Source organism: Shewanella sp. CG12_big_fil_rev_8_21_14_0_65_47_15 (genome assembly GCF_002783505.1).
In the GTDB taxonomy this organism is placed as follows: Bacteria; Pseudomonadota; Gammaproteobacteria; order Enterobacterales; family Shewanellaceae; genus Shewanella.
This window is the reverse complement of the sequence record NZ_PFGL01000019.1, coordinates 41074-52696: the sequence shown is the minus strand read 5'-3', so window position 1 is coordinate 52696 and position 11623 is coordinate 41074. Positions and strand designations below refer to the sequence as shown.

At 43.9% G+C, this 11623-nt stretch carries 11 protein-coding genes; 6 read left to right on the top strand and 5 right to left on the bottom strand.

All coding sequences use genetic code 11. The features are described from left to right. Positions 1–34 precede the first annotated feature (34 nt). Positions 35–652 carry an adenylyl-sulfate kinase gene (gene cysC, locus COW15_RS05030; RefSeq protein ID WP_293630585.1) on the top strand — a complete coding sequence of 206 codons (618 nt, stop codon included), beginning with the start codon at positions 35–37 and terminating at the stop codon, positions 650–652. 80 nt (positions 653–732) lie between these two features. Here cysC and COW15_RS05025 read toward each other — a convergent pair whose 3' ends face one another. After that, entirely contained in the window at positions 733–1572 is an 840-nt protein-coding gene (locus tag COW15_RS05025; protein ID WP_293630584.1) for a TIGR03899 family protein, read from the bottom strand. 103 nt (positions 1573–1675) lie between these two features. After that, the gene (locus COW15_RS05020; RefSeq protein ID WP_293630885.1) at positions 1676–2884 is read right to left on the bottom strand and encodes an MFS transporter; all 1209 of its coding nucleotides are present in this window, start codon (positions 2882–2884) and stop codon (positions 1676–1678) included. A gap of 333 nt (positions 2885–3217) precedes the next feature. Between COW15_RS05020 and hemG the strand changes: the two genes are divergently transcribed. The 3 genes from hemG (at position 3218) to COW15_RS05005 (ending at position 5630) form a co-directional block, all read left to right on the top strand. Beyond that, positions 3218–3742 (top strand): menaquinone-dependent protoporphyrinogen IX dehydrogenase, encoded by a 525-nt coding sequence (gene hemG / locus COW15_RS05015; RefSeq protein WP_293630583.1) that lies wholly within the window; start codon positions 3218–3220, stop codon positions 3740–3742. An 18-nt stretch (positions 3743–3760) separates the two neighbouring features. Continuing rightward, complete coding sequence (locus tag COW15_RS05010; RefSeq protein ID WP_293630884.1) at positions 3761–4288, top strand: cytochrome b/b6 domain-containing protein; 528 nt, start codon at positions 3761–3763, stop codon at positions 4286–4288. Positions 4289–4622: 334 nt separating this feature from the next. Further along, positions 4623–5630, top strand: coding sequence for a DUF4382 domain-containing protein (locus COW15_RS05005; RefSeq protein ID WP_293630582.1), 1008 nt, complete (start codon positions 4623–4625; stop codon positions 5628–5630). A 91-nt stretch (positions 5631–5721) separates the two neighbouring features. Here COW15_RS05005 and COW15_RS05000 read toward each other — a convergent pair whose 3' ends face one another. From COW15_RS05000 to nfsB, 3 genes are all read right to left on the bottom strand, one after another. After that, positions 5722–6471: a DsbA family protein gene (locus tag COW15_RS05000; protein WP_293630581.1), complete on the bottom strand. Its 750-nt coding sequence runs from the start codon at positions 6469–6471 to the stop codon at positions 5722–5724. 371 nt (positions 6472–6842) lie between these two features. Then, a complete protein-coding gene (locus COW15_RS04995; protein ID WP_293630580.1) occupies positions 6843–7487 on the bottom strand; it encodes a DNA-J related domain-containing protein in 645 nt (214 codons plus the stop codon). 316 nt (positions 7488–7803) lie between these two features. Then, complete coding sequence (gene nfsB / locus COW15_RS04990; protein ID WP_293630579.1) at positions 7804–8457, bottom strand: oxygen-insensitive NAD(P)H nitroreductase; 654 nt, start codon at positions 8455–8457, stop codon at positions 7804–7806. Between the two features lie 780 nt (positions 8458–9237). Between nfsB and COW15_RS04985 the strand changes: the two genes are divergently transcribed. Continuing rightward, positions 9238–10341 carry a hypothetical protein gene (locus COW15_RS04985; protein WP_293630578.1) on the top strand — a complete coding sequence of 368 codons (1104 nt, stop codon included), beginning with the start codon at positions 9238–9240 and terminating at the stop codon, positions 10339–10341. A gap of 73 nt (positions 10342–10414) precedes the next feature. Then, the gene (locus COW15_RS04980; protein ID WP_293630577.1) at positions 10415–11083 is read left to right on the top strand and encodes an AbiV family abortive infection protein; all 669 of its coding nucleotides are present in this window, start codon (positions 10415–10417) and stop codon (positions 11081–11083) included. Positions 11084–11623 lie beyond the last annotated feature (540 nt).

Below are 11623 nucleotides of genomic sequence, written 5' to 3'. Positions count from 1 at the left end.
TTGCCGTTTAGTGCATGGGGATTGAGGAGTTTTTATGACAAATATCGTGTGGCATCAACATCCTGTAGATCAAGCCGCCAGAGCCGAGCAGAAAGGCCAAAATCCAGTATTACTCTGGTTTACCGGACTGTCTGGTGCGGGCAAGTCGACACTGGCGGGTGCATTAGAGCGGGCGTTATTTGAGGCGGGATTCCACACTTATTTGCTCGATGGCGATAATGTGCGCTATGGCCTGTGTAAAGACTTAGGTTTTACCGTTGAGGACCGTGACGAGAACCTGCGCCGTGTCGGTGAAGTGGCCAAGTTGATGGTGGATGCGGGGCTGGTGGTGTTATCGGCCTTTATTTCCCCGACCCGTGAGGAGCGCGATAGCATTCGTGCCCGCTTTCCGGCGGGGCAGTTTATTGAAGTGCATGTGGCTACGCCATTAAGTGTGTGTGAGCAACGCGATCCTAAGGGGTTGTACGTTAAAGCACGCAGTGGCGAGATCAGCAATTTCACCGGGATTTCATCACCCTATGAGGCGCCATTAGCGGCAGAGTTAACCATAGATACCAGTAAAGGTGATCTGGTGATCCAAGTGCGCGCCTTAATCGATTATCTAACGGCAATCAATGTGATCAATGCCGATAGGGCCAAAGCGTTAGCCTAATTAGTCGTTAAGAGGAGCCTTAGGGCTCCTTTGTTATTTCTGATATTAATAAGCCAATTCTTACTCGCGGCAGATGATAATTATTCTATTTTAAAATCTTTAGCGAACAGGAGTTGTAGGGCCTTGAGGTATTCTTGATCCGCCTTAGGCTGCACGAGTTGGGCAAGTTCATCGCCTATCGGTGTGAAGCGATAATAGCTAAAAAGCAGATTGCCGCTTTTAGGCGTGAGCTTCATGTGTATGCCTGGCATGGCAAATTGAATGGGGGTTTTATTGTTGAGTAAACCGGTTTCGAACTCGCTGCTGTGGAGTATCCCCGCATCGACTAAGGTCAGAATGCTGGAATAGGGCAGGCCAAACTGGGATAAGCCTAAATTGACCGAAGTTGTTTTACGGAAATACTGGCCAATCCCACCCGATAAGCGATAGCCGCTAATGAGTTTTAGCCGTTGTTCATTATTCACCTTGGCCGCCATGCCGAGCGCTTTTTCAAGGATTTGTGCTTCCCTGTGGGTCAGTTGTTTGAGTAGTGCTAAGGTGCGCAGGCTGAAATTCCCTGGATTAACAATCTCGCTCGATAATATCCGTGCCCACAAGTCTTGCATCCTGCGGTTATGGATTTGCTCCGCCATCAGAAAGAATTGATGACTCCAGTCGGGATCGAGGTCGACACCCGTTACATCCGATGGGGTGTAGCTCAACGCAAGGGCAAAGATAGTTTCCACATTGGCCTGGTATTGGCTCGACAGTTTGCGTGCCCTATGTTGGGCTCGTTCGGCGATGGAAGCATTCGCAGGGCGATAATCTTGTTCGCTGGCTAAGCCTAATTGACGGCCGAGCAGTAGGGCTTTTTTACGAGCAGATACCTCGGATGCTGACTCGCCCTCTTCTGCCAACATTAAAATATCTGAATCTTTCATCGCGTTAATAATCCTTAAACCTCTAATTTGGTTTGAGCATTGAGCTAAGTCTTTAATTTGAGCCTCTCGCTTAGCTTATTCCCTATCTAGTTATTTTGCTGCTTTATTCGACAGCTTTGGCGATGGTTTTCGCATTTTTGCTAGGCCAAGACCATAGGGTCTCTTTACCCGGTTCAGGATGGCGCGGCACATTAAGCGCAAGAATTAACGAGCATACGGCAAAACCTGCACCTATATAAAAGACGAGGGCTGGGTCAGTTAACCATAACAGCCCTAGGAGTACTGGAATGATGACCGCGGCGATATGATTAATGGTGAAACTGACCGACATAGTGGCGGCAATATCTTTGCTATCGGCGATTTTTTGAAAATAGGTTTTCATCGCAATCGCCATGGCAAACAACAAATGATCGATAACATACAGCGCTGCAGCCATATGGGGTTGCTCGACTAAGGCGTAACTGATGAAGACTATGATGAGTCCGACATATTCCACTGTAAGCGCATTACGCTCGCCAATCCGGCCAATAAACCGCCCAATCGCAGGTGCAAACAGTAGGTTGACGACATAGTTAATTAAGAACAGCGCGGTAATTTCACTCACGCTGTAACCAAACTTTTCGACCATCATAAAGCCCGCAAATACCATAAAGATTTGCCGTCTCGCCCCCGAGAAAAAGGTCAGCAGGTAATAGAGCCAATAGCGCTTACGCAGAATGATTTTTTTATGTTGTACTTCCGTAGTTTCAAACTTGGGGTAATACCAAGCCATGGTCAGCACCATAACGAGGCCTAATGCGCCAATAATCAGATACATGTGTTGATAGTCTAGTTTCAACCAGGTCATTACCAGCCAAATACTCGCGTAGCCCACTAAGGCCGCCGCCGAGCGCCACGCCAGCGCTTTTCCCATAAAGCCTGCGGTATCTTTTTTATCGACCCACTGCAGTGTGAGCGATTGGTTGATGGTTTCAAAATAGTGAAACCCGACAGACATCAACACCGTCGTCAGATACAGGCCTATGACCTGAGGAAAGAAACCTGTCACCGCCACACCAATACATAGCAGCGCCAGAGAAAGCAGGGCGAAGGCCTGCTCGCGGATCAGTAGCAGCACAAAGATGGCGGTAAAGGCGAGAAAGCCGGGTATTTCCCTCAGGCTTTGTAGCATGCCAATTTCAGCACCAGTAAATTGAGCTTTTTCAATCACAAAGTTATTGAGTAGGGCCTGCCAGACTGCGAACACTAATGACATTACGAAGGTCATCCAAAGCAAGAGTGCTTTAGGATCTTTGGTTTGAGGGTTTTGCATAGGCTTAGGGGACTCAGGCGATAAGTGTTCAAATGCTAATGCTTTTTTCATTCATTAGCCATAACAGGCCATACTGATATATGCCGAATATGTAACAGTTTGAGTCTCGACATCCTTAATATCTATTTTTGTGAGCAAGCTATAACTCCGGCATATCCCTTGGCGAGTTGGCGCTAAGCCCGTGATCTATTTCATGTAAATGACTGGGTAAATCACCTAGTATGCAATAGAGTAATGGGCAGCTTGCCTATTACGAGATAAATCTAAGCCGCCTCCTCCTATTATCTTTCGGGCCGCTTTTTCTTATTGTTGTTGAGATAAATCGAGACTAAAGTGAAAAAAATTCTGATCATTTTCTCCAGTGTCCACGGCCAGACCCGTAAAATTACTAATCAGCTAGCGCAGCAGCTTAGAGATTTAGGCAATTCGGTTGTGATTGCGGACATCAAAGCTGTGCCTGCGATGGAGTCCTTCGATAAAATTATCATAGGTGCCAGTATTCGCCATGGTAAGCATTGTTCTGGTTTATATGAGTTTATTCAGAAACATCAGTCACTATTAACGCAAAAAGTGGGGGGCTTTTTCTCAGTGAGTTTAGTTGCCCGTAAACCGGAGAAAAATACGCCGGAAACAAACCCTTATATGCAGGCTTTTTTAAGTAAAACTACTTGGCGGCCACAGCTGTTACAGGTGTTTGGTGGTAACTTAAACTATCAAGGCTATAACGCGCTAGATAGAAATATTATCCGCTTTATTATGTGGTTAACTAAAGGCCCAACGGACCCTGTGACCAATGTTGAATACACGGATTGGCAGGAAGTGGCCGAGTTTGCTGAGCAAATTCATCAAGCAGAATAAGGAGATTAAATGCCGCGTCTGGTCGCTAAGCTCAATAAAGTATTGGCTATTTTGCTTGCACATCTGCATGTCTGGATTGTGAGCTGCTGTACTTTCTTAGTGTGCACTAGCCCATGGATTTTTATTGGCAGAAGCCTGAGAAGTCACGCCAGTATTTGGGATTACCTCCATGTTTACCTCGGGCTTTTTTGCGCCGTCCTCGGTATGTTATTTCTGGTTCGCAATACCTTGCAGGGTAAGTGGCACTTGTATTTTGGCTGGCTGATGGGTGACTGGGCACAGCTTAAGCAAGATATTGTCGGGATAACACGAGGTAAGCTTCCCGTGGCGGGGGGCAAAGGGTTATTCAGCACAGTGGAAGGGATCGGCATGTTATTGCTCGTCGCAACTGGGTTGACGGGTGGAGCGTGGTTTGTCTACCAAGATACCGCTATGGCAATGGAATGGCGTGCTTATCACCAGATATTTGCCCAAGCTTTTATCATTTTTTTGATTATACATATAGTGCTGGCCGCAACCCATATCATTGATTTTATTCGTCAATAGATCCTCGTATCCTGTATTTTTACTATTTCACTTGTTACACCGTTATTGAGTTCCGCTGACAACGGGGACACCCTATTGGGATCCTTTATGTCGGTTTGTAGCCTAGCATTTATGTCTTGCCTGTCGCCGAGCGTGGTTAAGCGTTCAGCCTATGTTCATCGACAAGATATACATTTGCTCTTAGACTTAATTCTACATGCATCCCTAAGCTTGACTCTTACTGTATCTCTTCAAGATGTTCTACTAAAGATCTGTATCTTTTGACTGGCAGGAATGAGTCTAAACCTATTGAAGCATTGAGAGTTATTTTTGAAATCCTAAATGGAGGTATCCTATGAACATTCAAAAAAGTGCTCTTGCTGTTGTTTTAACTGCTCTACTGTTTGGTTGTGGCGGCTCAGACTCTGATGATCCCGTCCCCCAGATGGGAACCTTTAGTCTAGGTGTTTCCGACAATCCCGCCGATGCCAAATCAGTCACTATTGCATTTAAGCAAGTGGTTTTAAAAAATGAGACAGGTAGCCATTCATTCAATGTTATGCCCAATGGTGAACTCAAATTTGTTGATTTGCTGGAGTTTCAAGGCAGCGCAGTCGAAACCTTAGTCAGTGGCCAATCCATTCCCGTTGGTGAATACCAAATGTGCCTCTATATGAAAAATAGCACAGTGGCGAATGCAGATAGTTCATTTGTGCAGACTATGGATGATGTGATGCACGGGTTAGTGACCAACAGTAATGGTTCCTGTGGTGGCGTGGGGGCGGAAGATAGCGATACGGGAAGACTGTTTTTTAATCAAAAATTCACTATCGCAGCCGGTGTGAATAGCTTTGTGGCAGAGTTCGATTTACATAAAGGAATGCAAGATCCCCATGGAAATAAGGCGTATTGGACTTTAAAACCTACCTCAGTGCAAATGCATAACCAAGCTGATGTAGGCTCAATTAAAGGTGTTGTCGGTGCCACTGTAATGGAAGGATGTGAAGTGGCTGCTGGTGGTTCAGAATTTGCCCCTGCGGTTTATTTATACCCCGCGAATACTGGGTTAGAGCAGATGAAGGATTTTCGTGCCGAGGCCGATACTGCCACTGAAATCGCTCCTATTGCCGCAGCAAGGGTTAATGACATTAACGATGAGAACGGGCAAGTTGTTGGGCATGGCTACGAGTTTGGTTTCGTTGTGACTGGGGATTACAGCCTAGGCTACACTTGTTTGGCACAAAATGATGATCCCGATGTGAGCAATAATGCGGACGATGTGGACGCGCCATTTTTCATTCACGCCGACGAGCAGGGCATTACCGTTACAGCAAAAGCTGTCACTGAGCGTAATTTCCCCTAGGCAAGCTAGCTTTGTGGGTTTTACCCCAGAGTGAATTGAGCTTAATAATAAAAAACCAGCAGTGCTGCTGGTTTTTTTATGGCATCAATATTTAAAGACGCTGTTGACGACCTAGACCCATCACAGCAGCAAAGATGAGGAACAACCAGCCTAAGCTGCCACCTGAACTTGCCGGGGCTTTGGCATCTTTTTCGACGGCAAGATAATTCACTAAGCCAACTAATTCATCTAAAGTTTTGATATTGCTTAAGTTAACAGCGTATTTATCATTCACAATAAAAGCGGGAACGCTCTCAACTCGAAACTGTTCCTGCTGTGCACGCCACAGGGCGAGTTTTTCATCTGTGCCTTTGCTATCGGCAAGTTCATCATACTTGGCAGCATCTATGCCGAATTGGGCGAAGACTTGTTTAATATCGTCGCGGCTGTTGATTTGCGGCTCATGTTGGTGACCTGGTGCGCTGTGATCATGGCCATTTGCGCCAGCTTCACCTTGGATAGCGGTGAACATGGCATGGGTAATTGCCCCTTTATTCTCAACGTTTTGAATGACCGCGAGCGAGCGCATCACCTCAGTGCCGATTGCGCTATTCATAAAATCGACATGCTTGCTATCAAAGCTAATCTGCTTATTTAAATTAGCTTTAATATCAGGTAGATAATTTGTCTCCATATTGAAGCAGTTATGGCAGTAAAAGGAGTAAAACTCAGTGAGTTTGGGCTCGCTGCTCGGGGCCTTATCGGACACTTGGGTGTAATGGGTGCCTTCGACAAAGTTGGCGGCAAACGCGCTTAATGGTGTGACAATTAAGGCTACAGCCAAGGCTAATGGTTTGATCATATGTTCCTCAAAGTCGGTTAGATTGAATTTAGATCATCTGTTAACGGCTCGGCAAAGTAGGCGCTAGACAAACAGAGGATGTTTCTTCTTGGAGTGACGCTTGCCAAAATGCCAGTGTTCACACAGGGTTCCAGAGTAAATTGAAAGGCTTAATTATCGCTGAATTGCCGAGGAAATATTGGAGTAAATCTGTGATCCTTGAAGGTATTCTCCGTGAGATTCACAGGACTGCAAAGGGGATCACATTTCTTTATGGGGTTATTTCGCACCTAACGGCACCGGATGGTAGCGCAGTTGAAGCATGAGCAAGCCTCTGTGCAAGGGCGAGCATCGCTAGCGATATCCTATATAGAGCATGCTTAGGGGGAGTGTTAAGCAATATCTCTTAAGGATTGCCAAGCCTCGCAGACTTCTCGGAAACGCGCGGCATTACCATCTGGCCGATCGGGATGCCATTTTAAGGCTAAACGGCGCCATTGTTTACGAATATCCCGCGCGCTAGCACTTTCATCCAGCTCGAATACCCTTAAGGCATGGCCCTTATGCATTAGATTGACATTTAAGCCAATATAGCTCGTATAGCTGCTCCAGAAGGCTTCCAATAACTCGCGGACGACATTTTCACTGACATCGTAATTATTCCAGTCAAGGTAATAATCACGAAGGTGAGAGTCTTGCATAATCAACTGGTTAACATTGGATGGGACTAAACGAAATATTTGGATCTCCATGGCTTTGACTTGCAGCCATTGTTTAGGTAGCAGCATTTCTTGTAATTCAAACAGGGCATTCATCAGCAGGAAATTGCGCTTAAAAAGATCGTTACCCGGATTGTCATCGAGGGGGTGAATAAGCCCTTTGCTTTGTAACTCTGTCGCAAGATGATGGATTTTCCAACTGTGATTTGAGGCTTGCAATACCGACAGAAGGGGCCAAATCAGAGGGTTGTCACCCTTAGTATTTGCAACTCGAATCGATTGAGGTTCCTCAGTGAGTGAGGGTTTGGCAAATAACATACTGACTGTCCCATCCTATTTGTTTGCAAAGCTTAAGTGGTAAAAAATAGACGTTATCTTATCGAATCAATTGTTGCGGCTAGCCGTGGGTTTTAAAGCCCTACATTCGCCCATAAAACAGTGACGAAAATAGACTATGCCATAGAGCAAAAGTGTAGGCAAAGATGGATTTTAGAGCAATCGTTCCGCGAGTCACTCCATCTTTTTGTTGGTTTTAGGGGGGATTCGGAGCGAGTGACGCGGCATTTTTCTACAAAAAACAAAATGCCCCGATTTAAACATTGTTAAATCAAGGGCATTTTATTTATGGGCCGATTTAGATGTCGGTGAAGATCACTTCTTGTGCTAAACGGGACTTAGGTAACTTAGCATTAAAGTCTTCTTCCGAGCGATAACCGAGGGCGACGACCACAGAAGCACATAGGCCTTTTTCCCGCAGACCTAAAACTTGATTCAGTTTTGTGGCGTCGAAACCTTCAATCGGGCAGGCATCAATATCTAACACGCTCGCGCCAAGCATTAAGGTACCGAGTGCTAAGTAGACCTGCTTCTCCATCCAATGTTGGGCATCTTTCAGCTCATATTTATGCATATTGACGAAGAAAGAGCGGCCATTATGTTGGCCTTGCTTGGCTTCTTCATTGGCAAAGCGGCCATCCTTTGCTTCTTGTTCCAGCACTTGCAGTAAGTGTGCTTCATCGAGTTGAGTACGAGTACAAAGGACGACCACATGGGAGGCATTGAGGATTTTTGGGGTATTAAATGCGAAGTTCTCGGTCGCCTGTGCCACCAAAGCTTTGCCTTCGGCGGTACTGGCTAGCACAAAGTGCCAAGGCTGAGAGTTAGTCGATGACGGACTGTACTGCAATAAGGTTTTGATTTCTGCTATTTTATCCGCAGGAATCGTCTTAGTGGGATCAAACGCCTTAGTGGTGTAACGCTTTTTAGCGAGAAAACTTAAATCACTCATGTAACGGCTCCATATCATCGAGGAATACAAATTTAGTACAGCATTTTAAGCGGGTTTACGTAAAAAACAATGTGATCAAGACAGGTATTAGTTTCAAAAAATTTTTGAAACTGTATGCCGATGCAACGCTGAAAAGGAGTAAAACGCCAAGCCGCTTAATTGAGATTTTGGATAGGGAATCGGTGTATTTACCCTTGAAGCTCGACTTCAATTGTAGGGAAATTATAGATAAATATCAGGGACAGATGCTGGCAGCAAAGATTAGGGCAAAGCTTTAGCTGCCTTAGTTGAATGGCTATTAACCCTCCAAAGCCGAGGTAAAGGAATCTTTAGTAATCCTGAATTTATTGTCACTGTTTTGCCCCAAAGTTTGCTAGAACACTTTTACTCAATTGCAAATTGACGAATGAGTTGCCCTACAAAATCTCATCTATAAACCCTGCTTTTAGTGTTTTATCTGATTATTTGACTGTTCAAAACTGGATAGGCATACAGTCGTATTAAAATCGAATGGGTTTTGAGTGTTTCCAAGCTTATTCGTTTGCGTGTTTTTCCTGCCTTAAATTAACAAATTCTATTAAAATCATTGATATATATTTTTACCAAATTAGTTAATAGGTTTGGAAAACGCGCATGCGCGTTTTTTAGGGTGGCGTATTTGATAGAAAGCTGATAATTTCTTTGCAATACAGATAGTTAATAAAGTGCGTTTTTACTGGTCTAATGAGATAAACAGCGCAGCGCATAAATACTAAGACGTTAGCTTAAGGAGGAGTCGTGATGGAAAACTGGCCAATCTGTGGACGTGAAGTTCACTTGCATGGAGGTCTATTAGCGATCAATGAACCCCAATCAAATATGGTTAGACTTTGGCCAAATACTTTATGTGGTAAATGCTATGGAATAAAAATTCCGACTTATGGGAAAATATATACTGAGATTAAAAGTCTCGGGATTGAAATTGTCGGCATCGAATTTATCACACATGAAACTGAGGCAACAGGAGAGTCACCTACTCAATGGAGAGCCTACTCTGCTCAACAGAAAATTTGGTCAAACTGGGATGCAACACAGTTGTGGTCACAGATCGGTAATGTTTCATATAAGCACAAAGATGGGGTGTGCTACGACTTATCCAATAGAATTTCTTACCAGCTTACATCATTAAACTTAAGGCTAAAAGATTTGTCGCTGTCGTATCGTGACCAGTTGAATGCTTTAAATATTAAGTCAAAACCCAAACATGGCCAGCGTTTTCAAGATGGTTTCACTGACATTGTATATCAGAAATTTCATTCATTCCTGTTTGATGCTTGCATCTTGCGCGATTACTTATCGGAGTTTGTTTACTATTTTTCTAGGGGAGGGGCACTAAGGGAAGGTCAAAATGTTACAACAGCTGGGGGATTATATAGATTACTTAAGAATGATACTGAGCTAAGCTCTTTTGAGAAGCATCTTAAAGAGTGTATGGATGATGGTGGCTGGTTGAAAGAGTTAGGTGCTTATCGAGATTTGGTTATGCACTCAGCACCTATCAACATTGCAAACCATCGGCTCTATTGTATTCAAGAGATTATTCTACTACCTGATTCCAAACAAGCTCAATCAGTAAGATTTCCAATTCCTAGCAATCCAGATGGTCTTTATAAACAACGTAGCAAGAGAGATGATTTTGTTAAATATGTTAATGCACTAGAATTGATAGCAAAGGCTGCTTTAGATGATTATGGGGAATACGATTGTTTAAAATATGCCCAAAATATTTCTACTAAGCTTTCTAACCTCGCTTTAGAAAGTGTACCACTTGCACCTTATCAGCCGATGATTCAACAGTTTATTAGAACTGATAAAGGTATAATATCTGGCTTTCAACATGTATAAGCTAACAAACAAAGGTAGCCGACGCGTACCGCGCAGCTGCTTTGAGCGTTATAACCCTAATTGAGAGGTGTGGATGTCAAAAGGACTTGGGCAGTGGAAAAATAATTTAAAACCTTCTCAAATAGCAGATGGTATGAATGCTGCCAATAAAAATGCAATTCGCTTGTTAGAAGATGCTGAATCACTATTTGCTTTGGATCGCTTTCCATCTGCTTTGTCACTGGCAATTTTATCAATCGAAGAATCAGGAAAAGTAAGCATATTGCGAGAACTTGCATTGGCAAAAAATGGCGATCAGGTTAAAGAAGCTTGGAAAGCATATCGTTCACATACTAAGAAAAATGTAATGTGGATTTTCCCATCGCTTGTGGCGGATGGTGCAAAAAAATTGGAGGATTTTAAGGACGTTTTCAATAACGAGTCTGAACATCCTCAGCTGCTGGATAACTTGAAGCAAATAGGCTTTTATACTGACTGTTTGGGAAAGGCTCATTGGTCTATACCCGTAAAAGTAATAGATAAAGAAAATGCGACTCAAATGATTACAATCGCCAAAACACAATGTAAGGAAGGAAATTTTACAGCGCGTGAAATAGAGTTATGGATTAAACATTTAAAGCCTGTTTGGCGGGGTTCAATGGATGTCATGAAAACCGCACTGAATAATTGGTTTGAAGATATGAAAAAAGAACAACTCATCACTGAACACGAGCTTTCATTTAAAGCATTTGTTGGTGAGTAAGAGGGCTATAACAAACAACTTATGTGGGACTGCTACAGCTTGGCTCAGTTTCGCTTCGCTACACATTTTAGCCAATCTGTATCAGCCCCATAGTTGGGCGTTATCTCCATAGAAATTTTAATCCGAAACTGAAGAGTTAGAGCAAAGGGTCTATGACGCTTTTGTCCAAAAACGAGTCACATATCTGCTTTAAAACAAACAGGCGACACCGATGTTAAACAGGTGAGCCATGGTGATTAGCGAGACGACCGTCCGCCCCATGGACGGGGCGGTCGAGCATCCAGGGAGGGACTTGCTGCGTGTCGGTGAGCGAACATCATGGCAAGCCTACGTGAGTGGATATCAGCCAACGAATATGCGTGGTCAGTGTAAATTAATCTGGTTACCATAACTTTGCTAATGCTATTACTCACCTTTAGTGCATTAAATCTACGCATTTTTGTCTCAAAGCGTACTACCTATGTCTTTAAAATCTACAGATTACGCTCATGTAAAAAAGGTGAGCCATGGTGATTGGCGAGACGACCGTCCGCCCCATGG